A 25635-nucleotide genomic window follows, 5' to 3' on the forward strand; every position below is an offset into this window, starting at 1 on the left:
TTAAACTATTTGACCATCGTTCATTGAGATTTGAAGGTCGGCCATTTGGGCCAACTCCTTGTCGTGGGTAACTATCACAAATGTTTGCCCAAACTCATCCCTGAGATTAAAGAACAACCTATGCAGCTCCTCCTTGTTGTGTGAATCTAGATTGCCCGATGGCTCATCGGCCAAAACCACTAATGGGTTATTAATAAGCGCTCTGGCAACGGCAACCCTTTGCTGCTCACCTCCCGACAGCTCCGAAGGTTTATGCGAGAATCGATGCGACAAACCTAAATATTCAAGAAGTTCCTTTGCTCGCTTAGTGGCATCGGACATGCTTTTGCCAGCAATCAGTGCAGGCATACAAACGTTTTCAAGTGCAGTAAATTCTGGAAGCAGATGATGAAACTGAAACACAAAACCAATATGGCTATTCCTAAACCCCGCAAGTTGCGTATCGTTTAGCTTTGTAACATCCTGATTGTTGTAAAAAACATTTCCACTATCGGGCGAACTTAACGTTCCCATTATCTGCAGCAGAGTAGTCTTCCCTGCACCGCTAGGTCCAACGATTGCTACCACTTTCCTCTCAGGGATCTCTACGCTAATACCCTTAAGAACGGTAAGAGAACCATAGGATTTTACTATGTTTTCAACTTTAATCATCTAAAAAGTAATTTAATATGGCAAAGGTAGACATTTTATCAGAATACCATAGGAGTAACATCTGCTATCCAGCGCGGCTACTACCATCATTATCTTTATCGTCTATATCAGTTAAGGAAATCTCGCTTCGAATATCTGCAATTAGCTTAACAACCTTATGATAAAACCTTCCTAATTGTCGGGCATAAACCAGAACTTTCTCAGGCGATAATATCAACACAGCAACAGCAATAATTAAGATCAGCTCACCCGTTCCGATAAAAAGCAGGACCATAATTCGTTTAGTTTACATTCAAATGTAGCTAGAAAACGATAAAAAAGTTTAATAAATCATAGTTTTTCAGTCGAAAAAATTATAGTTTGGCAAAAAATTAAAACCAAAAGCTATAAACCAAAACCTAAACTCAGAGATATGAGTAAGATATTAGTTTTAGGAGCAGGGCTGTCGTCATCGGACCTGATTAAATACCTGCTCGACCACTCCAAAGTACTGGGATGGACTATAAAAGTTGGAGATATTTCACTAGAGACTGCTCGTGAAAAAGTGAATAACCATCCTAATGCAGAGGCAATTAAATTCGATATCAATAACAGTGCGCAGCTCCAAGAAGAGGTTTCTTGGGCAAATGCAGTCATTTCACTACTTCCCGCATTCATGCATCCTATAGTTGCCCAAGAATGTGTAAAGCAGGGTAAACACATGCTCACTGCATCGTACGTATCCGATACTATGAAATCGTTGCATGAAGAAGCGGTTCAAAAGGGTATCTCCTTAATGAATGAGCTAGGGGTTGACCCTGGGATTGACCATATGTCGGCAATGCGTGTAATTGACGAAATAAGATCGAAGGGTGGAAAACTTTTAGGCTTTATATCCAACACAGGAGGACTAGTTGCCCCTGAGAGCGACAATAATCCTTGGAATTACAAGTTTACATGGAATCCCCGAAACGTTGTTCTAGCAGGCCAAGGTGTTGCACAGTACCTCGAAGAGGGACAATACAAGTACATCCCCTATCACCGACTATTCACGAACGTTAGGGAGTACGATATTCTTGATTTAGGAAAGTTTGAGATGTACCCCAACAGGGACTCTCTTAAGTACCGAGAGATTTATGGTATTCAAGACATAAAAACAATCATCCGAGGAACTTTAAGGCGGGCAGGCTATAGCAAGGCTTGGAACGTTTTTGTTCAGCTTGGCATGACCGACGACAGCTATAAGATGCAAAATAGCGAGAAGCTTACTAAACGCGAATTCTTAAACAGCTTTTTACCCTACCACCCAACTGAAAACGTTGAGGAGAAACTTCGCAGAATAGTTCCCGAAGCAAACGATGAGGTGGTATTTAATAAGATAAAATGGCTTGGCTTGTTTGAAAACGAACCCATTGGCCTACCAAATGCAAGCCCTGCACAGCTGCTTCAACATATCCTGGAGAGCAAAATGGCGCTCGACCCCAACGACAAGGATATGATTGTAATGCAGCATATTTTTGATTACGAGCTAAACGGGACAAAACGTCGTAGGACCTCAACCATGGTTATTACTGGAAAAGATACAGTTCACACCGCCATGTCGATAACCGTTGGCACACCACTTGCCATAGCAACAAAACTATTGCTAACTGGACAAATTACCGACCGAGGTGTAGTTGTTCCAACTAAGCCACACATTTACACCCCCATACTCCAAGAGCTAGAAAGTTTTGGGGTGAAATTTATTGAAGATGATTTTGAGCTAAGTTAGGCACTGAAATAAGCACAAAGAGATAGCAAAATCTAAACCAGCCACCTGTAAGCAGATTGCACATTATGGGTGGCTGATTGATATGTTTTAATAGCATTGGCCAAAATCACACTTAGTTTTTTCAAATCGGGTTTTATAAACAAATTAATTCCGAATCATCATTCTATCACCTTTATATTCTTGCACAAGAGATACTTCGGCAGGCTCAGCATGACAATGATTCAAGGTTTAAGGATGTGTTGGGCAAAGACGGATAAATGGTTTAAAATTTCAGATTCAAAATTTCAGATTCAAAATTTCAGATTCAAAATTCAAGATTCAAGAATTGTCACATGAAATTTCGATACTTCCGAATGTTTCCGAATCATTCCGAATCATTCATTCCTTTAACTTCATTTAACTTCCTCTAACTTCTCATATTCCTCAAGAAGAGATGCCTCGACTACGCTCGGCATGACAAAGGTTTCCAGTTCTATCGGTATTATGCCAATTCATTCTTCCTTCCAAAGATCACTCCAAACCTCCCCTGAGAGGGGAGGCTTAACTCCCCTCTACTTTTCAGGAGAGGGGCAGGGGGTGTGGTCAAAAAAATTCTAAACACCAAAAACTAAAAACCAAACACGGTCTCAAATCTTCCGATTCCTTCCGATTCATTCCTTTAACTTCATCTAACTTCATCTAACTTCATCATATTCTTCCACCGGAGATGTTTCGACAAGCTCAGCATGACAATGACCTACGATTCCTTCCGAATATTTCCGATTCATTCCTTTAAATTCCCTCAACTCCATCATCATCAAACTTTTTCCTCAAATTTTTGTTTTTAAAAATATGTCGTATGTTTACAACATTAATACATTAGAAAGTGTAATGAACAAAAAAGAGATTTTTGACGATGAGCTGCAGGAACTAGCACAGTTTGCAAAAGCCATATCGCATCCTGCAAGACTGGCCATTTTGAAGTATTTGGCCGAGACAAAGAGTTGTATCTCTGGCGACATTTCCCAGAATATACCCTTAAGCCGCACCACTGTTTCGCAGCATCTTCGGGAACTCAAAGAGCTAGGATTGATCCATGGCGAAATTGAAGGGCTAAAAATCAACTATTGCATCTGCTCTAGCAACATATACAGGTACCTTGAACTTTTTGAGAACTTTTTTGAAAAAGTTAAGGAAGCTGCAGTGGATTGTGAGATATAGTAACAGCTAAATAAATCAATAACAAATCAAACTCTTTAAACTAATGAAACTATCGGAAAAAGCAAAAAAAGAGCTAACCAGGGTTCTTGATGAAACTGGAGAGAACGCTAATGGGATTCGTATATACAATAGCCAAGGATGCTGTGGCACTTCAATACAAATGGATGTAGCCAGCCATGCCGAAAACGGAGAAACGGCCATCAATATCGACGGTATTGATTTTTACATTGAGAACGTTTTAATCGAAACTCTTACCGACGTTACTCTAGACCATAATGGATTTGGCTTCCTTATGAATGGACTTAAGAAAGAAAGCGGTGGATGTTGCTGCTAAACAAGATACTATGGAACAATCACTATTTTCAAATAAAGGCTTTAAAAGTGGAGGATTCCTAAATCTGACTCCACGCGATGCATATAACGAAGCCAAAAGTGGGAATGCAACAATTGTAGATGTGAGAGAAAGTACATTAACTGGCTACAAGCAATTCGACGTTCCCAAAGTGATTTACCTCCCTTTAAGTGAACTGTTAAATAGAATTGAGGAGCTACCTAAAAACTTCCCCTTAATCATTGCCGATTCAGCAGGATTGCGAAGCCATGAAGCGATGGTAATTCTTTTAGAAAAGGGCTTCAACCTTGTTGCAAACCTTGCAGGAGGAATTGTTGAATGGGAACGCGATGGTCTGCCATTAGTTGTAAATAACAAGGAAAGGCTCGACGGCTCATGTATGTGCCAGCTAAGGCCAAGAATGAAGTAATTTAAAAACAACATAAAGATGACAAAAATCCTAATACTTTGCACTGGCAATAGTTGCCGTAGCCAAATGGCCGAAGGCTTTCTTAAGTCGTTCGACAACCAGCTTGTTGTTGAATCAGCCGGAACAGAACCTGCTTCGCACGTTAACCCATACGCAATTAAGGTAATGTCCGAATTGGGAATCGACATTAGCAAAAACAAGCCAAAACTTGTTGACCAGTTCATTAACGATGAGTGGGACTATGTAATTACAGTTTGCGACAATGCAAAAGAAACCTGCCCAGCATTCTTTGGTAAAGTAAAGCATCGCCTGCATATAGGTTTTGAAGATCCTGCTGAAGCAAAAGGGACCGAAGAGTTTATATTAAATGAGTTTCGCAGGATTCGAGACCTAATTAAGGAAGATTTTGAGAAGTTCTATACAGAGCAAGTAATCAAAAAGCAAAACTGATAAAAGTTCAAGAAAACAACTAAACCCAAAGTGAAACTATGAAACAGCGACTTAAGTTTTTAGACAGGTATCTCACATTGTGGATATTCTTGGCTATGGCCATAGGTGTTTTATCTGGCCACTTTTTCCCATCAATAGCCGAATTCTGGGATGCGCTAAAGCCATCGCCCGAAAGTACAACGAACATTCCTATAGCTATTGGATTAATCCTGATGATGTATCCACCATTAGCCAAGGTTAAGTACGAGGAGCTGGGCGATGTATTCAAGAACTACAAGGTGCTAACCCTATCGCTTATTCAAAACTGGGTCATTGGGCCTATCTTTATGTTTCTGCTAGCCATTGCCTTTTATAAACTTTTCCCAAGCCCAACTAACCTGCAATACATGTATGGTATAATAATGATAGGTTTAGCTCGCTGCATTGCAATGGTAATAGTTTGGAACGACCTAGCAAAAGGCGATACGGAATATGCAGCAGGATTGGTTGCTTTCAACTCCATTTTTCAGGTTCTATTCTATTCGGTTTATGCCTATGTTTTTATAGCCATTCTGCCTGGTTGGTTTGGCATTCCAACTAACAGTTCAGTTGAACAAATTACGATAGGTCAAATCGCCGAGAGTGTGTTCATCTATCTAGGCATCCCATTTATAGCAGGCTTCCTAACACGCTTCATCCTTATTCGGGCAAAAGGAACGACCTGGTATAATACCAAATTCATTCCCAAGATTAGCCCAATTACCCTTATCGCGCTACTATTCACTATAATTGTTATGTTTTCACTAAAAGGCGAGTACATTGTAAAAATTCCAATGGATGTTGTTCTAATTGCTGTTCCTTTACTTATCTACTTTGTGTTTATGTTCTTAGCCTCTTTCTTCATGAGTAAGAAAGCGGGTGCTACCTATGAGCAAACCACAACACTGTCGTTTACAGCTGCAAGCAATAACTTTGAACTTGCTATTGCTGTTGCCATTGCCATTTTTGGAATCAATTCTGGAGAGGCATTTGCCGCAGTTATTGGTCCTCTTGTTGAAGTACCAGTAATGATTGCACTTGTTAATGTTGCTCTAAACTTCAAAAAGAAACTGTTCTAACTTTCTCGTATAATCCTTTTAGCCCGCATTTGTTGCGGGCTTTTTTGTATCTTTACCATATGGAAATCGAACGTAAATTTTTAGTCGACAAAAAAGCTTGGGAAGAGTTAGCGAAGCCCGAAGGTATTCGTATTATCCAGGGATATCTATCTACCAATCCATCAAAAACCATAAGAGTTAGAGTTATATCCGATAAAGCCTTTATGACTATTAAAGGCGAAACTAAAGGGATTAGCAGAGAAGAGGTTGAGTTTGAAATCCCAATAAACAAAGCGAATGAGCTCATTGAAAAGTTTTGCAATAATGTTATTGAAAAGACACGCTTTCTTATAGACTTTAAAGGGAAAACATGGGAGGTAGACAAATTTGAGGGGAATAATGCTGGCTTATTACTTGCTGAGATTGAGCTCAACTCTGAGAATGAAGACTTTGAGATTCCAAGCTGGATATTAACCGAGGTGACTTCCGATTACAGATATTACAACTCATATCTATCTGAACATCCATACAAGAAATGGTCAAAAGAGTAAATCATGATAAAGATTAACATCCCCGGTTACAGGCTCTTAGAGTTAGAATACTTGGTTCTTGATTTTAATGGGACATTAGCAGTTGATGGCAAGCTAATAGGTGGAGTAGCAGAAAGTCTCAACGAGCTTTCAAAGCATATCAAAATTAAAGTGATAACAGCCGACACTTTTGGTACTGTAAGAAAAGAGCTAAATAGCATCGATTGTGAACTGGCGATTCTTGGAAATGGAAATCAGGTAAAACAGAAGGCAAGAGTTGTAAAACAGCTTGGCTCAAAAAGATGCGTATCAATTGGCAATGGATTTAACGATTGGAAAATGCTAAAGGTATCGGCTTTAGGTATAGTGACACTCCAAGACGAGGGAGCTGCAACCAAATCAATTGTTAACGCCTCGGTTATGAGCAAATCAATTAATGATGCACTTGATTTTCTTTTAAAACCGGACCGTTTAATTGCAACCCTCAGGCGATAAAGGCCTTATAAATTCACCATACGTATTCAACTTTTCATCTAACCGAAATATCACTCTACAAATTTTATTAAAAAAAATTCCAAACGTTAAACTGAATTAGCCGTATAAAAATATAACTTACCTGCAAAAACTTAGCATTGTCATCAAAGGTAGCAGTACTGGTCATAAATGACATACTTCCAGCAGACAGGATTGAGCAGCTATTGGAAGTTAGAGGCTATTCATGTATAACTCTCGATAGGCTATCAAAAACAATCGAGTTACCTGTTTTCAACCTTTGTATGGTTGGAATCGGAACCCCGTCTCAGTATCAAATTGCCAATAAAGTTCTTGCAAACACCGATGGTGTAATTCTTTTTTATTGTGAAAAACAGGTTAAAAACATCTCCAAAGATTTTAAACAGGTCCCTGACAGCAACATACTTGAGTCCAACTTTACAGGAAAAGAGTTGGACCTTGCCATTGAACTTCAGCTGTTAAAAAAGCAGGTTGAAAAGGCTGAGAAATTCTCAGGAAGGGAGTTTAACACAAACCATGTCAGACTAAAAAAGATATTACCAGAGGAACAAGCCTGGCGAATCATTTTTGAGCAATCGCCAAACGGTGTTCTACTTAGCGACGACGAAGGAAATATCATTTACACAAATACAACAGCAGCTGAGCTTTTGGGTTATGAACCCGAGGAACTCATAAAAATGAGAGTCCACGAACTAGTCCCTGAAGATATATTACCTCAAGTTGATATCAACATTCAAAAAATACTACGATGCGAAAACCTAACCACTGAAGTTTTTAACATAAGGAAGGATGGTTCAAAACGATATGTTCTTTTACATGAGTCGCGAGTAATTTTCCCAAATGGAAAGTATGGTATAATGACAATTTCCACCGATATTACAAGGGCAAAAAAAGCCGAAGAAGCCCTTAGGGAATCGATGGAAACATACAAAACACTTGTAGAAAACTCAAACGACGGAATCGTTTTCATAAAAGATGGACTTATAACCTATGGAAATCCAAAAATCATAGAGGAGCTAAAAACCACTCCCGAAGAGCTCATAAACCAACCCATCGATAAATTTGTACACCCAAGTCAAAAAGAGCTAATTGTAGAAAGATATAAGAATCGACTTGAAGGAAAAGATGAACCCAACATTTACGAAACCATCCTGTGCTCATCAAATGGAGAGTGTATCCCCGTTGAGTTTAATGTCAACCTAATAGAACAGGGCAACGAGAAAGTAGCACTTGTTTTTACAAGAAACATAACAGCGCGCAAGGAAGCCGAAAAAGCGCTCAGAGAAAGCGAGGAAAGCTATAAGGGCCTATTTAACAACTCCAGCGAGGGTATTCTAATTCTAGACGTTAGTGGTGTAATACTTGATGCTAACAAAAGCGGACAAGTACTTTTGGGATTTTCAAAAGATGAACTACTGGGGAAAACACTCCTGGAACTTACCGACCAAAGCAAATTTAAGGGCGAAGAGCTCATGCGCTCAATCCGATTAGCCTATCAGGGGCATGAGCAACGTTTTGAGTTTTGGGGTGTAAAGAGTGATGGAGTATCTATTCCTATGGACATGCTTCTAAACAGTGGCGATTACTTTGGGTTAAAAGTTGTATTCGCCATGTGCCATGATATTACTGAGCAAAAAAACTCCGAAGAAGTTTTAAGAGAAAGCGAAGAAAAGTACCGCACACTAACCGAACAAATACCAGTTGGGCTTTATCGGATCTTAAACGATGGACAAATCATTTACTGCAACCCTGCATTCGCTAAAATATTTGGATTCAAAACTCCCGATGAAGCAATCGGCTTCAACATTAAGGTTTTGATTTCAGACTTCGAAAACTGGGTGCTCACCTGCTCAACCACAACTACCCCAATTGAAACACAAATGCAAACGATAAGCGGAAATAAAATTTGGGTACAGAACATTTTACAACCAAACATTTCCGAGCATCCCGACACATCGCACTTCGACGGAATGTTAACCGATATATCTGACCGAAAGCAAGCTATTGATGAGCTGGTTGAAAGCGAAGCAAAATTCAAAGCAATGCTTCTTGCCATTCCCGACCAGCTTTTTAGAATTAGTTCCAAGGGCATTCTAATTGACTTTGCGCCTAGTGAAAAGTTATTTTTCCCTCAAATCACCAACGAACACCTTGGCAAAAACATTTCATCTATTTTCCCCGAAAACATCTATAAGAAATATGCCGAAGCAATTGAATACATAAACAAAACTGGCAAACTACAGCGTTTCGAATATTCGTATAAATACCAAAAAGAAACCTTCTTTTACGAGGCCAGAACTATTCCTGCAAGCAACGACATTTTCCTAGTCCTATTACGTGATATAACCCAACAAAAAAAGTTTGAGGAAGAAATTAGGGTGCTAGCACAAACTATAATGAATGCTAACGACAGCATTTCCATTACAGACTTAGATGGAAAATTCATATATACCAATCCAGCCTTTACAAAAATTTACGGGTATTCACAAACGGAAATTTTAGGAAAAACGGCAGAAATACTAAAACCTGCAGGTAGCCAAAAAATAGGTAATGAAATCCATGAACAAACGCTTAAAGGAGGATGGCAGGGCGAGGTTTTAAACGTAAAAAAAGATGGTACTGTTTTTCCAATCTTTCTATCAACATCTCCGATTTATAATGAATTTAACGAGGTAATTGCCACCGTTGGAATAGCCAATGACATTACCGAAAGGAAACTCATTGAGCAGGAGCTCATCAGGGCTAAAGAACAAGCAGAAGAATCGGATAGGCTTAAAACAGCATTCCTTTCAAACATGAGCCATGAGATTCGCTCACCAATGAATGCTGTGCTAGGTTTTATACAGCTAATTAAAGCAGAAGAAGAGCTATCAGAAAACGGGAAGCAATACATTGAACTTATTGAAAACAGCGGTAACCAGCTACTTTCGTTAATTGAGGATATTATTGACATTTCTAAAATACAATCGAATCAAATTAAAATTGCAAAAACTTATTTTGAACTTAATGAGTTGTTTAACGAGTTATATAAAATCTATTCGAATGTACTCAAGAGTAAGGAGGATCAGAAAACAATTCTCCTTAAACCCGAGGTAACCCAGGATTCGCCTTTTACCATCTACTCTGATCCTATTAGAATAAGACAGATATTAACAAATTTATTAAGCAACGCAATAAAATTTACCCCATCGGGTAAAATAAGTTTTGGTTATTCAATTGTAGTTGACGAAGTGCCATACATACAATTTTACGTAAAAGATACAGGCATCGGTATATCACCCGAAAAACAAGCGCTTATTTTTGAACGCTTCCGCCAGGCCGACGATTCATACACTAGGCTTTATGGTGGTTCTGGGCTTGGGCTAGCCATTTCAAAAGGCTTGGTCGATTTGCTAGGTGGAAACATTTGGGTTGAAAGCACCGAGGGAGAGGGCTCAACCTTCTACTTCACTATCCCTTATCAAGACTCAGAAAGCGAATTAGAAGAGCATTCAAATGAATTAAACCCAAACAGCATTACAGTAAATCTAAAAGGAAAAAAGATTTTAGTAGTTGAAGACGTAAAAGAAATTCGTTTGTACTACGAAAGTCTTTTAGCACCAACAGGCGCAAAAACATACTTTGCTTCCAATGCTCGAGAGGCAAGAACTATCTTTAAGAAGTATAAAGATCTCGATTTAATCCTTTTAGACATCAGGTTGCCCGATGCTGACGGTTATAATTTAGCAAATGAATTTAAGAGGATTAATCCAAACATTCCAATAATTGCTCAAACTGCATATGCACTTCAGTCGGAGTTTAATAAAAGCATTGAAAGCGGCTGCGATGATTACGTTACCAAGCCAATTGATGCAAACGCACTACTTAAGAAAATAATGTTTTTATTGCAAAAGAAAGAGAGTTAGGGAGCTAATCGTTCAATATTCCAAACCCCATTAACCAAAACATACTGAATCCTGTCGTGAAGACGGTTTGGACGGCCTTGCCAAAACTCAAAGAGTGTTGGCTCAAGCACATAACCGCCCCAGTTCTGAGGTCGCTTAATTTGCCTTCCTTTAAACTCCTCCTCAAAATCGGCATGTAATTTTTCTAAATATCTTCTATTTGGAATCACTGCACTCTGTGGTGATGCCCAAGCCCCAATTTTACTTCCCTTTGGGCGAGTTTTAAAATACTCATCGCTTTCGGTTTCGGTTGCCTTGCGAACTTTACCCTCAATTCTAACCTGTCGTTCCAATTCTGGCCAATAAAACGCTAAAGCTGCATATGGATTTTGTAATAATTGTTTCGCTTTTCTGCTCTCGTAATTAGAAAAGAAGGAGAGCCCACTTTCACTAAACTGCTTAAGCAAAACAACTCTTACCGAAGGTTTTCCATCAAATGTTGATGTGGCCAAAGTCATTGCATTCGGTTCAAGCACTTGCGATTCAATCGCTTCATTCAACCATATTTCAAATTGTTTAAAAGGGCTATCAGCAACATCCTTTTTACTTAATGATTTTAACGAATACTCCTTCCTTAAATTATTTAGCGCTTCTATATCCATATAATTTTCAGTTATCCTTATCCATCTGAATGTCTATGCTTTTCAGCTTCCCATTTATGGCACTTTTAATGCTAGCATTTAAGTCAAAGCCTAAAATCAATCCAAAAGCATTAAAATACAACCAAAGCTGAAAAACAATCAAACCTCCTAACGAGCCATAAAACTTATTATACTGACCAAAATGGTTAACATAGTAAGAGAATGCAAATGAGGTGATAATGATTAATGCGGTAGCCAAAACAGCACCTGGAGAAAAGAATCGAAACTTATCCTTTCTCGAAGGTGCTAAATAGTATATCAATGATATACCAAAGAAAAACACCATAAGAGCTAGTAACCATTTTAACACCATGGCCAAAACAAGTAAGGTTTGACTCTGAATAACGCCCCAAGAGACCAAAAGGTTCAAAACATACTCGCTAAAAAACAAAAGGGCTACTCCAATAACCACCATAAAGGGAAGAAGAAAGGTTAAAAGCAATGCAATTAGATGTTGTGCAAGAAACGAACGCGTTTCAATTGAATGATATGTTGCGTTAAAAGCATCGATGAGAGCGCTAACTCCGTTATGGCTAAAAAAGATGGCTGCCAGAAAGCCAAACGACAACAAACCTGAACTTTTACGTGTTACTACCTCAATCAGAGTTGATTCAACAGTTTGGTAAGCATAGGCAGGCATCACTTTTTTGGCAAGAAGCAAAAGCGATTCCTGTAAATTATCAAATGGCAAATAGGGAATAAGCGTGAATACAAAAATTAGTAGCGGAACTGTGGCCAAGAAAAAGCTAAATGCTACTGCCGATGCCCTGGTAGTTATTGCGCCATTAATTATACCTCTGAAAAAGTAACGAATCACGTCGACCAAGGGCACGCCGTGTAGGCTTGGCACAGTAAATGTCCTCAAACCATCTCTGAGCATTAGTAATCTTTCCCGCAAATTAAAGTTTGGTTTTCTCAATAAGCCAGCAGTTTTAAAATTATCTTATACCCTTTTAAGGTTCATATCGATGCTTTTAATTTGATGTGTAATAGCACCCACAGAAATAAAATCAACCCCGCAAAGAGCATAATCCCTAATAGTATCTAAAGTAATGCCCCCCGACGATTCGGTTTCGACCCGCCCATTGATTAGAGCAACAGCTTTACGCGTATCATCAACGCTAAAGTTGTCGAGCATAATTCTTCGTACGCCACCAACACGAAGCACCTCACGAACCTCATCAATGGAACGTGTTTCAACTTCTATATCAAGATTTTTCCCTGTTCTTGCTAAATAATCCTTTGCTTTACTAATAGCCTTTTCAATACCTCCAGCAAAATCGATATGATTATCCTTAAGCATTATCAAATCGAAAAGTCCCATTCTATGATTCACCCCTCCTCCAATGGCAACAGCCATTTTATCGAGTACACGCATTCCTGGAGTTGTTTTGCGAGTATCTAATACCTTTGCTTTTGTACCCTCGCATCGTTTCACATATTCGTGTGTTTGAGTAGCAACACCACTCATTCGTTGCATGACATTTAACACAATCCGTTCAGCTTGCAAAAGAGAATGCACCTTACCCATTGCTTTGAATGCTATGGTTCCAACAGAAAGATAATCGCCATCGTTCTTGTAGAACTCTAGTTCAATGCCGCTATCAATCCTATGATAAATTTTTTCGGCGACTTGCAATCCAGCAATTATTGCATCTTGCTTCATTTTAAGCTGAACAGAGCCAATAGCTTCAGCAGGGATACAGGAAAGAGATGAATGATCGCCATCGCCAATATCTTCGGCTATGGCCAAATCAATTAGCCTATCGATTAATGCATCAAAATTCATAAAAAATATTGGTTATATTTCTGATTCGGGTTCTATCCGCAACTGATGAATTCGAGATTTCTCCTTTTCTGTTTTCATAAACATTGAAACTCTGTAAGAGTTACTTTTACACTGCAAAACGCCAATAGCAAAAGCAGTTAACTCTTTAACTCCCTTATGGTTGATTGTAAATTTTACGGGTGAATTCTTTTCAAAGAATGACTTTAAAAGAAGTTGAGCTTGAGCCTTGCTATAGAAGTTCTCCTCTCCAAGCAAGTCGATTTCAACAGTAGAAAAGAAGTTATTTGTTAGGGACACCGCATCGCCTTTCTCAAAAGCATCAATACTCGACTTGATAACCTCCTCTGGAGAATCCTGCAAAACCAACGTGTCGGCCTTTGATACAACAAAAAGGAATCCCACTATTAAGTAAAACGCTAACCTTCTAACCATGACACTTCAACTATTTATCTTTTTTAAAATCAGCAACAAGCATTTACATAGCGTATCAAAATTTGAGCCATAAAAACAAAATCGAATCACTTTGTAAATGATAATTCAAAGTTAAGCAATTTTTCAGTAACAACCATTTAAAAAGCAAAGGGATACAACATTCCAATCTTTTACTATTTTTATGGTAAATTTCAAGAATAAGAAAAACAGCAAGAATGAGAATCACATTAGTTGCAATTGGGAAAACAACCGATAAATATATTGCAGATGGCTTTGAAAAATTTGCGAATCGTATTAACAGATACTGTAAGTTTACTACTAAGATTATTCCAGAGCTAAAAAACACCAAGTCGATGCCAGTTGAGTTACAACAGAAAAAAGAGGGGGATTTGATTTTGGAAGAGATGAAAAATCACAAATACAACGTTCTATTGGACGAAGCAGGAAAGCAATTCTCCTCGGTTGAATTTGCAAAATGGATTGAAAAAAGAATGGTTGGAGGCGAAAACGACATAGCCTTTTACATTGGAGGACCTTATGGTTTTACTGATGAAGTAAAAAACAAATGCCAAGCACTACTTTCAATTTCGAAAATGACATTTTCGCATCAAATTATTAGAGTAATCTTTGCAGAGCAGTTATACCGTGCATTTACCATAATAAAAGGCGAGCCATACCACAACTCATAAATTCAGGCCCAATTTTTGTATAGTTTGAAAAGATGAAATTTAAGAAAAGAACCATATATCCAATCACAACTTTAGCTGTAGCTATTTTTCTATTGCTCATATCGGAAATTGCTTTAAAACAGTTTCGGTATGCCCATTTAATCTTTATCAAAAAACATAAAGTTGAAAAACTTATTGATAACAGAATTAATGAAGCAAAATCACATGCAGCGAGGATTCTAAAGCAGATTGACTCAAGTTGTAACGCAAAAACATTTGAACTTGCACTAAACCAAATAAAAAGCCTTCCCGAAAACGAAAAATTTGATTTACTTATCTTCAAGAATAGGAAGATATGTTTCTGGTCCACAAACAACACAATAGACTTACCCACAAATTTCTCTGAGAAAGCACAACTTGTAATGATAAATAGCAAGTACTACTTTACTCTATGGCAAAATACAACTAACACATCAATAATTGCATGTATCTTAATCCCCGTAAAAACTGAGTTTCAGTACCAAAATCGATATTTAGTAAATGAATACGAAGAATCGTTTAAGGACCTTAATGGATTCCACTTAGAAAAAAGCATTGAATCGGTTTGTATTCCGCTACGGCCCAACATGACAGATCCTCTTTATCTAATTCCGGATGAAAGTAAAAGCGTGATAGGTAAAAACAATTTAAAAATATGGCTAAGGTACTTATCCGTTTTACTTTTCATAATCTCCTTATATTTAGGTTTAAGCATCGCCAAATTGCGGCCAACGCATAAAACTGTTATTTTCACATCAATCATAATACTACTGCGACTCATCTGGTTAAAAACTCCATTTCCAGGAAAAATTCCTGGCGCCCTGTTCGAACCTGAGCTATATGCTCATACATGGTATAACTCCTCGCTTGGTGATTTTTTCATCAATTCTCTTTTTGTTTTTTTAATAGTTACTTATGCATTTAAGTTGCTAGGAAAGCTAAACGCAGGGAGACTTGAAACTTTTATCCAAAAAATACGCGCTATTGTATTTGCCGTAATAACCATAAGCCTATACTCATTAGCCCATGCCGCAGTTTTCTCGCTTGCCAACCATTCAACCATACCATTAGGCACCTCAAACATCTTTGAGCTAAATAAGTATTCGTTACTTGGCTATGTTTCAATTTCATTGCTTATACTTTCGGCTATACTTGCAAATATTCTTTGGCTAAAAATTCACAAAAACAGCCACTCAAACAGAGCAGCAAGGTTTGGATACTTAGCAGCGCTTGTCCTAACTTTATTAATCATTATAATCATCGACTTTAATTTCATCTCACTTTTAGGAATAACATTTGCTGCCATAATACCAATCTCATTGTATCTATCTTATTGGAAAAAGGGCAATAGCATAAGTATTAAATCATTACTTTTTTGGGCATCAATCATTTCCATTTACCTTACTTTAACCATAAACTACTACAGCAAGCAAAAAGAAAATGCAGTAAGAAAAGTATTAGCTGTAAATTTAAGTAGCGAGCGCGACCCATTGGCTGAGGTGCTACTCCCTAAGGTTTATCAGAACTTGCTCACCGATAGCTATGCAAGAGCATGCGTAAAAGACATAAGCAATAAAGATGTAGAACTATATGATTATCTCAAAAGGAACTACTTTAAGGATTACCTTAATAGATATGACTTAGCAGCTACTGTTTGCTTGAGTAACTCACTCATACCAAACGAAGTTGGAGAAAACATAAACTGTAATAGTTTCTTTCAATCCTTGATTGACCGCTATGGTATTATTTTGCCAAGTTCAAGATTCTACTTTCTTTCAACACAAACAGGATTTATAACCTATATAGGAATAATTAGCTATCGCTTTGAAGACGAAACAAGAAACCTTTACATAGAGTTAAACAGTAGGCCCAATTGGGAAGTGCTTGGGTACCCAGAACTACTAATTGAGGGTAATTCAAAAAAACAGCAACTTAACGAATACTCCTGGGCCAAGTATCACAATGGTCATTTAATTACTAAATCGGGAGCGTATGATTTCATGCTACACATCCCACTAAACGAAGCTGGTGAGGGAACTTATAGCCAATATGACGAGAATGGATACAATCACATCGCTTACAAGCCAAACAAAAACGATTTAGTAATAATAAGCAAACCCATCCCAAAAGCCTTAAACTCTACTGCTTCATTCGCATATATACTTTTATTCTTTCTTTTTCTGTTTGCAATTTTATTACCATTACTAGGCATTAATACGATTAGCTTACAATCAAGTTTGAAGAACAAAATAGGTTGGGCCATGGTAATCACAATTACACTTTCTATGGTACTAGTAGCGGCCGCAACAATTCATTACAACATTAAAAGTTTTAACGAAAGGAACAAAAGCGCACTAAGCGAAAAGCTTCAGTCGCTCCAGTTTGAACTTGAATACTTTATACCATTAATGACAGGTGAGACTAAAGATATAAGTTTACTAAATGAGAGGCTCATATCACTATCAAACACCTTTTACTCCGACATTAACATATACGATACACTAGGAACATTACTGGCCACCTCGCGGTACGAAATATTTGAAAAACAGCTACTAGGCAAAAGGATGAACCCTACGGCATGGTATCAGCTCTATCACAAGCACAAACCACGCTTCATAACCAATGAATCAATAGGCAAGGCCAACTACCTTTCGGCATATGTTCCAATTATCTCGCCGCAAGGGAATAATATTGCATACCTCAACCTGCCATACTTTACCAAGCAGGAGGAACTCCGACGAGAGCTTTATAACATAGTAGTAGCAATAATTAACATCTTTGCCCTTCTTGCTTTACTATCCATATCGGCAGTTGTAGCCATCACAAGCAGCCTAACAAAACCTCTGGAACTTATTAGAGCCAGCATGAGCCGTGTGAATATCACAGGAAACAATGCAACCATAAAGTATTCTGGCAACGATGAGGTTGGACAGCTGATTGCAGAATATAACCGAATGGTCCAGGAACTAGCTCAAAGCGCCGAAGAGCTAGCACGTTCTCAACGAGAAAGCGCATGGCGTGAAATGGCCAAGCAGATTGCCCATGAGGTTAAAAATCCATTGACACCAATTAAGTTAAGCCTACAGTACTTGGTTAAAGCAAAAAAGGAGAATCTGCCAAACTGGGATGAACGATTTAATGCCTTTGCCCAGTCGCTTTCAGAACAAATTGATGCTTTAACAGTAATTGCCAACGAGTTCTCTTCATTTGCAAAGCTGCCATCGGCAAAGCCAGAACCCGTAAATGCTTTATCAATTATAAAAGATGTGATAAACCTCCACTCAGGTTTTAACAATGTTACAATAAACCTTAAAGTTGAGCCAAACATCAACCCAATTATAAATGTTGACAAAGATCAAATCATCAGAGTCTTTAACAATCTTATAAAAAATGCCATTCAATCCATTGAACGAGGCAAGATGGGATTAATAGAGGTAACTATGAGCTATACCCAAGAGCAAATGGTAAGAATTGATATTGCAGACAATGGCATAGGAATACCTAAAGAGGCAATCTCTAAAATATTTACACCAAACTTTACAACAAAATCAGGGGGAACCGGACTAGGGCTTGCCATCTCACGAGAAATCGTCATTAACTTTGGAGGTAGAATTTACTTTCAAACCGAGGAAAATAAAGGGACAACTTTTACCGTTGAGCTGCCCCTTTACACTCAAGAAGATAATTAGCTATTGTTTGGGTTTTAGAACAAACTTATTGAAAAGCAATAGCCCAACAATTGTCAGCACTCCAATAGCACAGAACATTAACCAGAATAGATCGGGTCTATTCAGGTTTGTAACCAATCTAACGTAGGCATATGCCCCTAAGATACCACCTATAAAGCTACCAATAACCCCATAAAGGAACGAGTAGCCCAAGTACAAAGCTTTTTTATCTTCAGGTGCTATCAAACCAATATACGATATGAATTTAGGATGAGCTGTCATCTCGCCAATTGAAAAGATCACCAACCCAGCGATAAACACCCATGCATAGCTAGAAATGGCAAGTAATCCAAGCCCGATTGTCCCCAAAAGTATACCACCAATCATTGTTGGAAGTGGCTTAAAGTTCTTAACCAATGCAGATATTATGAGTTGTAACAAAATAATAGTTCCCGCATTAATTACGGTAACATGCTCGGCATCGAATTCCCAATTAGGATTATCCATAAACAGTGACAGGAGTGAATTAACTGAATTATTAACGGGAGTCATATCTATATGCTCCTTCAAAAACCATAGCACAGAATCAAACATCTGAAAGTAGAGAATCCAGAAGCCCGAATATATAACAATTGTTAGGATAAACTTATAATCCTTAAGAACCAACACCATCTCCTTAAACACCTGGCTTAATGTTTTTTGACTCTGTGGACGAGGCGGCTCCATATAAACAAACAGATTAAGCAAAAGCAACCAACCAGTTCCAAAAGCGGCCATTATGAAAATATAGTTCCAACCTAAAGTCTTTAAGTAGGGAATAAGTATCAGAGGAAAAAGGAATGCGCCCAAATTAATTGACCAGTAATATATTCCAAAACCTAATGATGAGTTTGAGCTGTCGGTTGTACGCGCTATTGTCCCTGAGATTATTGGCTTAAACACACCAGCACCAATAGCCATTAAAAGCAAGCTAAGAAAGACAGTAGCATACGTTGTGCTGATGCTAGTAAGAAAGTATCCTGTGCTCATTACAGCGAAAGCAAAAAACAGCGACTTACGATAGCCAAATCTATCGGCAATTGCACCTGCCACAATAGGAAGGATATAAAGCAAAGGAGTGATAACGCTTTTAATAATTCCAACTCTTTCTTTAGAAAAGCCAAGACCACCTTCATCAATACCCAGTACCAGATAAACAGAAAGCACTGACATTACTCCATAATACGAACCGCGTTCAAAAAATTCCATGGTCACTACGGTCCAAAAATTTTTGCTAAATGAACCAAATCCTTTTTTCATTTTAAACCAATTTAAGCTATTTATTGACTCTGCAATATGGGATTTTTTGAGGAAACACCAAACCCAAATAATCACTTATTTAAACCATTCACTAAAGCTTTGTCCCGATTTTAAAATACTCAACTGTGTAGAAGTTATTTAAACACATCCAAACAATAAGACATAAAAAAAGGAGCCCAAAACCTTGAGCACCTTTTATAATATTAGACAACTTTGGTAATTCAGAACCAATTAAAAAGTATCAATTGCAAGCCTAAAGCTTCTTACTCGCCTTTTCAAGATTCTTTTCAGCTTGCTTTAGCGCCTTTTCAGCAGCTTTGATAGCATCTTTTGCTTTTTTACGCCTGTCCTCTCCTTTTGCAACAGTTTTAACACCATTGTCAAAGTTTTTTAAGGCAGCTTTATATTTGGCATTCCATTCCTTTACCTCTGCCTTAAACCTAGTCTCAACCTTTTTAATCTCAGCCTTGGCATCTTTTATCTCTGAGATCTCCTTAGCACGTAACCTTTTTTCCAATGGTTTAATCTCATTGAAATGTTGCTTTTCCATTCTCTTCTGCTCTGCTTCTAATGCACGAACCTCCACCTCAGCTTCTTTCATCATCTGTTTCCCAACCTCAATAAGGCTATCGGCAGATGCAAGTTTAGCCTTTGCTTTTTCTACTTTAAGTTTTGCGGATTCTACTTTATCTTCATATCTTTTTAACTTATCAACCTGCGCTGATGAGCTAAATGAAAAAGAAAACAAAAACGCAATCAATGCTAATAAGGAAATAGTAGATTTGTTCATAAGCCCAATTTTAAAGTCAAGTTTATTCACTTCGATAAAAATACGAAAATTTTTGTTCAATGTTTCAAATGAATGCTATCTGTGTAACCATCAATATTTTACACCCTCTGAACGAGCCGTTAAAACCTAAGGCTAAACTACGTCCAGAGGGTTCAACAAATTCAAGAAAAGAGTATTACTAAGTATAACTATTTAAGTACAAAAACAAAATCGCCCCCTTGGTCTCCTGCATCTTTAATATCGCCATACATAGGTGTAACAGGGCTATTTGAAATGACTACATCTTTTATTGATGCAAAAAGTTCTTCAGCAGTTAAATAACCCTTTGTATTTTCATTTAGTCTACCAACTAGCTGTTCTAGAAAAACACTTTTATCGGGCACTTCGGTTAGGTTTCCACTTGTCATAGCCTTACGGCTAGGAGCATCAAACGCTTTCTTTACAGTTTGTGAGCCTTGCTCAAATGCTTTACGAGTATGGAAAATACTACCACCAAAGCAAGCATCGGCAACAACAAGAATATGCTTAGCTTTAATTGCAGCTACATAATCTTTAATTTGGCTGTTTGCCAACCAGTTAGCAGTACTATTTGCTTTTGAATCAGTTGGAATCCAGTATCCAAAATCTGTTTCCTTATCCCAGAATCCATGACCTGCGTAGAAAATAAGTAGGTTATCGTATTTTGAGATTTTTCTTGTAAGCCAATCCAACGCATTAATCATCTGCTCTCGAGTAGGATTTTTAAGCAAAACAACATTAGCAGGATCAAAAGCATATCGCGAAACAAGAACTTTATAAAGTTTAGTTGCATCGCTTATAGGGTTATCTAAATCGGTAATATTTTCATCTTGATAATCGTTAGCCCCCATTATTAGTGCATAATAACGTGGTGCACGAGGAGAGTCAAAAACAAGGTCAAGCTCTTCGGTTTCGCCTTTTGTAATCTTACCAGAAGGTGATTTACGTAATACAAAGAACTTCTTCTCAACGCTATTCTGACGTAAATCGACAGCTCGAATTATTATCTCATTTTTACCAATAAGCAATGGCACCTTAGCCTCGAAAATCCCATCGGGCTTAATATCAACCTCAACACCATTAACTGTCACCTCGTATATTCCACTTTCATCGGTTACTTTTGCCTTTACCAGGGTATAATCGTTAGTTGTTGCAAGTTCCTGTCCAGTTGAGAGGGAACGTAAGCGTTTGTCGTCCATTCCAATTGACGATTGAGCATAAGGGCGACCACGGGTAGCACCTTGACCAACCAAAGGAATATTTGATGGTGTAATCAACTCAATAACAGGTGGTTTAGCATCGGCAACCACAACTTTCTTTATTGTAAAATGCTGAGGTGATGATAAAATTTGCAATTTTTTAGTCTGCTTAACACGCATCCCAGCAGTCTGCACAGAAGTTATTGGCAAGTCGCGAAATTGCAGCTTACCTATTTTAAGATCTATGCCATAGGTTTCATCAGTTATAAGTTCAATTCCTAAATCGAGCCTCATCACCCTATCAACTTCAGCTGGTACTCGTTCAAATAAGAAACGCGCTTTGACCGTCTCACCTTTTTTAATAGTGCGTTGGGGAGTTGAATAGCGTTCATTGCCTTCAACCTCAGCAATCTTACCCCTTTGGGCATCATACTTATGCTTATTAAAATCGGTAATGGTTACAAGGCCATTTATCATTTTTAAATCGCGAGTTGGCCCGTAATTGGTAATGGATAGGAGTAGCTCTATGTCTCCTTTAGGAGTTCTATTTAAACTTTCCAGTTTAAAAACTACATCTCTAAAATCATCCTGAAGGGGAACAACGCTTCGGGATGTCCCTTCCAGTTTGAAGGCGACTTCGTTGTCGAGTTCTTTTAAATCCTTTAGGACATCCCATACTATAATTTGATTTCTTCCACCAGGGATATTGGCGCCAACATTCCCCTTAACACTTCCCAATGTATGAAAGGTTTTACCACCGTCAACTGAATAGAATGGAGTGACGTTGAATTGCTGTCCAACTGATTCACCGGCAATGGAGTACTCTAAAATAATTTTGTCGCCAATTTGTTTGGGCACAAGCTTTTCAAACTCCTGTGCCTGAGTAAAGTTAACTAGCCCAAGCACCCAAGCTAGAGATAATATTAATCTTTTTACTGTTTTCATGACGTTACTATTTTAAGTTTCTATCTTTAAATATTACATCTTCTCACCAAATGCTGTTTTGTTGGCCTTTAAGGTTAAGGTCAAACTTTAGAGTATCATTTACAAAATTGATGCCGTTAATTTCAAGCTGTGAATCAAAGGAAGCAATCTCACGAGCTAAACGGACTATACCCTTGTCGTTTTCCTGATTTACATTTTTAAGTTTAATGCTATAGGGCTGTACATTAAGAATTAATGAAACTAAAAGCTGACGAGAGAGCAAACTCCAAAGTCCATTAAATGTAACCAGAACCTGTTTACGAGAGCTAGCTCCAGGCATCGCATAAGTATATGAGTAAGCAGGGAACTCTAAAGTTTCACCATTGTAGCGCGAAATGCTTAGAAAACGTGAGCCTTTTTCTCTAAAAAGAAACTCAGAGGCCTGAACATTCTCATTGGGAAATGCTACATAGTTTTTACCCTCATACTCACCTTGATTCTCTTCAATATCATCAAAACTTGCCTGAACAAAAAAGGCAGTAGCATTTGTTAGCATTGGGTATAGCGTATCGTTTTCGGATACATTTTTAGGATTATAACTAACTAACACAGCATACTCGTTATACTTTGTAAAATGTGTGTCCAACACTTCAAACATCGATTCAGCCACCTTTCGCTTTGCAGTTAGCTTGAAATAGATATCGAACCTTTCTTTCAGATTGGTATATCGCTGCACCTCTTCAGCACTTGTGTAGATATCCTTAAAATACTGAACGTTGCACTCTTCAGCTAGCAAGGCCATTGATTTTGCCCTGAGGATTGCAAGTTCCTTTGCTTGTGAAAGCTCCATATCGGGATCGGAAACCCCAATCGCATAGTAATTACCTGCAAATAATTTAGGTTCAAAGAACCATGCAGGCAAAGTGTCGGGATAAAAGCTAAATTTCTTTACATTTTTAAACTTTTTGTAAGGCGAATTATCGTTTGAGGTTTCCTTCTCAAAGATTTTCTCAAACCGTTCCTTGTCCTGGGCACTAAGCGAATAGGAAACCAAAAAAGAAACAACGAGTAGTAATATTTTTTTTGTGGGCATTTTTAAGTTTTTAATTTTCAAAAATCTAAATTTACAAAATTCGTGCAGTAAAAGTAAATAGTAATTGCTTTTTTTTATGACATTTCATTTTGAGTAGGTAAAAGCAGCTTAGAGCTTGACCTTATAAAAACTAAAAATTAAAAATTAAAGCCGCCCCAGAAATAGGGCAGCTTTAACTTCATCACTCAAACTCCTAATTATTTTATAAGCAGGACATTAGTTATCTTAGAGTTACTGTTCTTTTTTTCGAACCTTATTGATGAAGATAAACAGATAGATTACATTGGCAATTAAACTAATTGCAGCTACAGTAATCATCAACTCCTGGTTTCGGGGAACTAACAGCTCTGTTTGTTCGGTAAATCTTGGGAAAGTAAAGTAGTACATGAACCATGTAGCTAGAGTAAATGCACGCGCCTGCAACCATGTTCCCTTTTTAATAAACAGCGCAGGTAGAGTGGCTGAAGTAAGAACAATAAACTGAATAGATGTTGAACCTGGGAAGTTTAAATAAACATAAACAATATTCCAGATATCATATGCAATTATCCAGAAGGTTGTCATATCGGGCCAAACCATATCGCGCTCTTTGCTATCATCGGGTCCAATTTTTTTCCAACCATAAAAGAGCGTGATAATGTTAAGCACTCCTGCCACACCGTTCATAATGTTAGGTAGGAAACCCATGGAAAAATCCTGTGTAACCGCCTCTGCAATATTCACAGCAAGGAAAAGTGCTGCAATAAGCTTCACCCAATTATACTTATGAATAGAAGTGAAACGGATTAGCCCAAACCATATTACTGCGAAAACAACTGAATAAAGTTTCACCCATTTAAACCAGTATGTAACACCCTGATTTATCCAAACCGTAAAAGTTAAAACCAATGGAAGCAGCACAAAAAAAGTCCAAAGGGCATACCTATTTCTGCGGAAAACCTCATTAAGAATCATGAGGCCGAGTAAAGCCAGAATAAGATGCATCCAAGAAAAAGCAACGCTATGCGGCTTTAGAACACCAGTATATCCATTGTTAGCATAATGAATTTCATTGTCACCCAACACAAAGGTGCCACTTTCAACCTCGGTTATTTTATCGTCAGGATTGCCAGTAATAACAATATTATTGTTTACCAGCATCCACTTTTTGGTTTCTGTAAAGTTATTATTACCAGCTTGTTTAGTTACAGCGACTATGCTATCGTTTTTAAAATCAAAACGATAAAACAGTGAACCTTCTCCAGGTTTCCCATCAACAATCATCTGCCAATAACCAGCAAGCTGCTGCTCCTGTGAGCTACTATAAAAAGGGGCAACTAATAGCCCTAATAGCAAAAGCAAAAAATTGATCTTTCCTTTCATGGCCTAAGAATTAAGTGGAACACTATTCGCTTTTCTGTTTTTATAAAAGTACCAGAAAAGGTAAGGTACATGTAAAACAAAGTTTATAAGTCCCCACCAGTATACAACATTCTCATTTGCAAATGCCGATGAATCCATAACAGGAGTAAAGATATCGTAGGTTGCACGAATAAGAATATGAATGGCAAGTGTATATACACGAGCTTGCACATATAGTTCGGGGCGTTTTTTGATTACAGGATAGAGCTCAGCAGCTAAAAGAATACAAAGTGAGCTAGCTGCATAGCCTGGATGTTCGGCATAGACAAATGCTATGTTCCAAGTAGTGTAAAGGAAGTTCCAGATAGCATCGGTATAAGCAATTAGGTCGCCTGGTTTCTCCTCAGAAATCTTCCAGCCAATCTTTTTCCCTTTTGCCGATTTTACCAATGGGATGGTAACAATCAAAATAAGACCAGAGATTCCGTTAAACCAGTTCCCCATTTCAAAATCTTTAAGAGAAGCCTCAAGAATATTCAGGCCCAGAATGGCGTACAAGAACCACATCACCCAGTCCTTGCGGAACATTTTCCACCATCCTTCACGCTTTTCGAACTGAGCTATTCTAGCAAAACCGACCACAAAGGCTGTTGGAAGTAAAACCGAAAGCGTTTTAACCCAACGAAACCAACCATCGAGGTTGTATTGCCATAACGGGAAGGTTAAAAGCGAAACCACCCAAAAAACTGCAGCAAACTTGTAGTGCTTGCGCATGAACTCAACTGCCAACATCAATAGTATGATGTAAATAGGCATTGAAACCAGGTATTGCCAAGCAGGTATTGTCATAACATCATGT

General features: G+C 38.1%; 23 protein-coding genes. 11 read left to right on the forward strand and 12 right to left on the reverse strand.

The features are described 5' to 3' along the window. On the reverse strand, positions 1–651 hold the full coding sequence (locus FHG85_RS10935; RefSeq protein ID WP_173075822.1) for an ABC transporter ATP-binding protein: 651 nt from the start codon (positions 649–651) through the stop codon (positions 1–3). A 64-nt stretch (positions 652–715) separates the two neighbouring features. Further along, positions 716–925, reverse strand: coding sequence for a Sec-independent protein translocase subunit TatA/TatB (locus tag FHG85_RS10940; protein ID WP_173075824.1), 210 nt, complete (start codon positions 923–925; stop codon positions 716–718). A 138-nt stretch (positions 926–1063) separates the two neighbouring features. Between FHG85_RS10940 and FHG85_RS10945 the strand changes: the two genes are divergently transcribed. The 9 genes from FHG85_RS10945 (at position 1064) to FHG85_RS10985 (ending at position 10836) form a co-directional block, all read left to right on the forward strand. Then, on the forward strand, positions 1064–2401 hold the full coding sequence (locus FHG85_RS10945) for a saccharopine dehydrogenase C-terminal domain-containing protein (RefSeq protein ID WP_173075826.1): 1338 nt from the start codon (positions 1064–1066) through the stop codon (positions 2399–2401). Positions 2402–3232: 831 nt separating this feature from the next. Continuing rightward, positions 3233–3601 carry an ArsR/SmtB family transcription factor gene (locus FHG85_RS10950; RefSeq protein ID WP_246249208.1) on the forward strand — a complete coding sequence of 123 codons (369 nt, stop codon included), beginning with the start codon at positions 3233–3235 and terminating at the stop codon, positions 3599–3601. Between the two features lie 43 nt (positions 3602–3644). Next, positions 3645–3935 carry a hypothetical protein gene (locus tag FHG85_RS10955; RefSeq protein WP_173075828.1) on the forward strand — a complete coding sequence of 97 codons (291 nt, stop codon included), beginning with the start codon at positions 3645–3647 and terminating at the stop codon, positions 3933–3935. A gap of 10 nt (positions 3936–3945) precedes the next feature. Beyond that, on the forward strand, positions 3946–4362 hold the full coding sequence (locus tag FHG85_RS10960; protein ID WP_173075830.1) for a rhodanese-like domain-containing protein: 417 nt from the start codon (positions 3946–3948) through the stop codon (positions 4360–4362). Positions 4363–4380: 18 nt separating this feature from the next. Next, entirely contained in the window at positions 4381–4812 is a 432-nt protein-coding gene (locus FHG85_RS10965; RefSeq protein WP_173075832.1) for an arsenate reductase ArsC, read from the forward strand. 38 nt (positions 4813–4850) lie between these two features. After that, entirely contained in the window at positions 4851–5909 is a 1059-nt protein-coding gene (gene arsB / locus FHG85_RS10970) for an ACR3 family arsenite efflux transporter (protein ID WP_173075834.1), read from the forward strand. Between the two features lie 59 nt (positions 5910–5968). Then, positions 5969–6439, forward strand: coding sequence for a CYTH domain-containing protein (locus FHG85_RS10975; RefSeq protein ID WP_173075836.1), 471 nt, complete (start codon positions 5969–5971; stop codon positions 6437–6439). A 3-nt stretch (positions 6440–6442) separates the two neighbouring features. Further along, entirely contained in the window at positions 6443–6913 is a 471-nt protein-coding gene (locus tag FHG85_RS10980; protein ID WP_173075838.1) for an HAD family hydrolase, read from the forward strand. 137 nt (positions 6914–7050) lie between these two features. Continuing rightward, positions 7051–10836, forward strand: a complete 3786-nt coding sequence (locus tag FHG85_RS10985) for a PAS domain S-box protein (RefSeq protein ID WP_173075840.1) — start codon at positions 7051–7053, stop codon at positions 10834–10836. Here FHG85_RS10985 and pdxH read toward each other — a convergent pair. Genes pdxH through FHG85_RS11005 form a run of 4 tightly spaced genes read right to left on the reverse strand, consistent with a single transcriptional unit; the run spans position 10833 to position 13737 of the window. Then, a complete protein-coding gene (pdxH, locus tag FHG85_RS10990; protein WP_173075842.1) occupies positions 10833–11477 on the reverse strand; it encodes a pyridoxamine 5'-phosphate oxidase in 645 nt (214 codons plus the stop codon). The two genes, FHG85_RS10985 and pdxH, sit on opposite strands and share 4 nt — an antisense overlap. 7 nt (positions 11478–11484) lie before the next feature. Beyond that, the gene (locus FHG85_RS10995; protein WP_173075844.1) at positions 11485–12414 is read right to left on the reverse strand and encodes a YihY/virulence factor BrkB family protein; all 930 of its coding nucleotides are present in this window, start codon (positions 12412–12414) and stop codon (positions 11485–11487) included. A 45-nt stretch (positions 12415–12459) separates the two neighbouring features. Further along, on the reverse strand, positions 12460–13305 hold the full coding sequence (nadC, locus tag FHG85_RS11000) for a carboxylating nicotinate-nucleotide diphosphorylase (RefSeq protein ID WP_173075846.1): 846 nt from the start codon (positions 13303–13305) through the stop codon (positions 12460–12462). 12 nt (positions 13306–13317) lie between these two features. Further along, positions 13318–13737, reverse strand: a complete 420-nt coding sequence (locus tag FHG85_RS11005) for a DUF4783 domain-containing protein (RefSeq protein WP_173075848.1) — start codon at positions 13735–13737, stop codon at positions 13318–13320. Positions 13738–13952: 215 nt separating this feature from the next. On the opposite strand from FHG85_RS11005, the gene FHG85_RS11010 reads away from it, so the two are divergent. Further along, a complete protein-coding gene (locus FHG85_RS11010) occupies positions 13953–14426 on the forward strand; it encodes a 23S rRNA (pseudouridine(1915)-N(3))-methyltransferase RlmH (protein ID WP_173075850.1) in 474 nt (157 codons plus the stop codon). Between the two features lie 32 nt (positions 14427–14458). Further along, entirely contained in the window at positions 14459–18133 is a 3675-nt protein-coding gene (locus FHG85_RS11015) for a sensor histidine kinase (RefSeq protein ID WP_173075852.1), read from the forward strand. Here FHG85_RS11015 and FHG85_RS11020 read toward each other — a convergent pair whose 3' ends face one another. The 6 genes from FHG85_RS11020 to FHG85_RS11045 form a co-directional block, all read right to left on the reverse strand. Beyond that, positions 18134–19411: an MFS transporter gene (locus FHG85_RS11020; RefSeq protein ID WP_173075855.1), complete on the reverse strand. Its 1278-nt coding sequence runs from the start codon at positions 19409–19411 to the stop codon at positions 18134–18136. Positions 19412–19664: 253 nt separating this feature from the next. Continuing rightward, positions 19665–20201, reverse strand: coding sequence for a hypothetical protein (locus FHG85_RS11025; RefSeq protein WP_173075857.1), 537 nt, complete (start codon positions 20199–20201; stop codon positions 19665–19667). A gap of 188 nt (positions 20202–20389) precedes the next feature. Next, positions 20390–22363 (reverse strand): caspase family protein, encoded by a 1974-nt coding sequence (locus tag FHG85_RS11030; RefSeq protein WP_173075859.1) that lies wholly within the window; start codon positions 22361–22363, stop codon positions 20390–20392. Positions 22364–22406: 43 nt separating this feature from the next. Continuing rightward, positions 22407–23435: a hypothetical protein gene (locus FHG85_RS11035; protein ID WP_173075861.1), complete on the reverse strand. Its 1029-nt coding sequence runs from the start codon at positions 23433–23435 to the stop codon at positions 22407–22409. 231 nt (positions 23436–23666) lie between these two features. Continuing rightward, positions 23667–24797: a DUF5692 family protein gene (locus FHG85_RS11040; RefSeq protein ID WP_173075863.1), complete on the reverse strand. Its 1131-nt coding sequence runs from the start codon at positions 24795–24797 to the stop codon at positions 23667–23669. Positions 24798–24800: 3 nt separating this feature from the next. After that, a complete protein-coding gene (locus FHG85_RS11045; protein WP_173075865.1) occupies positions 24801–25625 on the reverse strand; it encodes a DUF5692 family protein in 825 nt (274 codons plus the stop codon). Between the last annotated feature and the right edge of the window lie 10 nt (positions 25626–25635).

Source organism: Tenuifilum thalassicum (genome assembly GCF_013265555.1).
Classification (GTDB): domain Bacteria; phylum Bacteroidota; class Bacteroidia; order Bacteroidales; family Tenuifilaceae; genus Tenuifilum; species Tenuifilum thalassicum.

Bases quoted from the DNA above. Each gene is read 5' to 3' on its own strand.
- FHG85_RS11010 (WP_173075850.1), top strand. From the start codon at position 13,953: ATGAGAATCACATTAGTTGCAATTGGGAAAACAACCGATAAATATATT.
- FHG85_RS10955 (WP_173075828.1), top strand. From the start codon at position 3,645: ATGAAACTATCGGAAAAAGCAAAAAAAGAGCTAACCAGGGTTCTTGAT.
- FHG85_RS11035 (WP_173075861.1), bottom strand. From the start codon at position 23,435: ATGCCCACAAAAAAAATATTACTACTCGTTGTTTCTTTTTTGGTTTCC.
- FHG85_RS10980 (WP_173075838.1), top strand. From the start codon at position 6,443: ATGATAAAGATTAACATCCCCGGTTACAGGCTCTTAGAGTTAGAATAC.
- FHG85_RS11045 (WP_173075865.1), bottom strand. From the start codon at position 25,625: ATGACAATACCTGCTTGGCAATACCTGGTTTCAATGCCTATTTACATC.
- pdxH (WP_173075842.1), bottom strand. From the start codon at position 11,477: ATGGATATAGAAGCGCTAAATAATTTAAGGAAGGAGTATTCGTTAAAA.
- FHG85_RS10950 (WP_246249208.1), top strand. From the start codon at position 3,233: ATGTCGTATGTTTACAACATTAATACATTAGAAAGTGTAATGAACAAA.
- FHG85_RS10965 (WP_173075832.1), top strand. From the start codon at position 4,381: ATGACAAAAATCCTAATACTTTGCACTGGCAATAGTTGCCGTAGCCAA.
- FHG85_RS11005 (WP_173075848.1), bottom strand. From the start codon at position 13,737: ATGGTTAGAAGGTTAGCGTTTTACTTAATAGTGGGATTCCTTTTTGTT.
- FHG85_RS10975 (WP_173075836.1), top strand. From the start codon at position 5,969: ATGGAAATCGAACGTAAATTTTTAGTCGACAAAAAAGCTTGGGAAGAG.
- FHG85_RS10945 (WP_173075826.1), top strand. From the start codon at position 1,064: ATGAGTAAGATATTAGTTTTAGGAGCAGGGCTGTCGTCATCGGACCTG.
- arsB (WP_173075834.1), top strand. From the start codon at position 4,851: ATGAAACAGCGACTTAAGTTTTTAGACAGGTATCTCACATTGTGGATA.
- FHG85_RS11015 (WP_173075852.1), top strand. From the start codon at position 14,459: ATGAAATTTAAGAAAAGAACCATATATCCAATCACAACTTTAGCTGTA.
- FHG85_RS11040 (WP_173075863.1), bottom strand. From the start codon at position 24,797: ATGAAAGGAAAGATCAATTTTTTGCTTTTGCTATTAGGGCTATTAGTT.
- FHG85_RS11020 (WP_173075855.1), bottom strand. From the start codon at position 19,411: ATGAAAAAAGGATTTGGTTCATTTAGCAAAAATTTTTGGACCGTAGTG.
- FHG85_RS10960 (WP_173075830.1), top strand. From the start codon at position 3,946: ATGGAACAATCACTATTTTCAAATAAAGGCTTTAAAAGTGGAGGATTC.
- FHG85_RS10940 (WP_173075824.1), bottom strand. From the start codon at position 925: ATGGTCCTGCTTTTTATCGGAACGGGTGAGCTGATCTTAATTATTGCT.
- FHG85_RS10935 (WP_173075822.1), bottom strand. From the start codon at position 651: ATGATTAAAGTTGAAAACATAGTAAAATCCTATGGTTCTCTTACCGTT.
- nadC (WP_173075846.1), bottom strand. From the start codon at position 13,305: ATGAATTTTGATGCATTAATCGATAGGCTAATTGATTTGGCCATAGCC.
- FHG85_RS11025 (WP_173075857.1), bottom strand. From the start codon at position 20,201: ATGAACAAATCTACTATTTCCTTATTAGCATTGATTGCGTTTTTGTTT.
- FHG85_RS11030 (WP_173075859.1), bottom strand. From the start codon at position 22,363: ATGAAAACAGTAAAAAGATTAATATTATCTCTAGCTTGGGTGCTTGGG.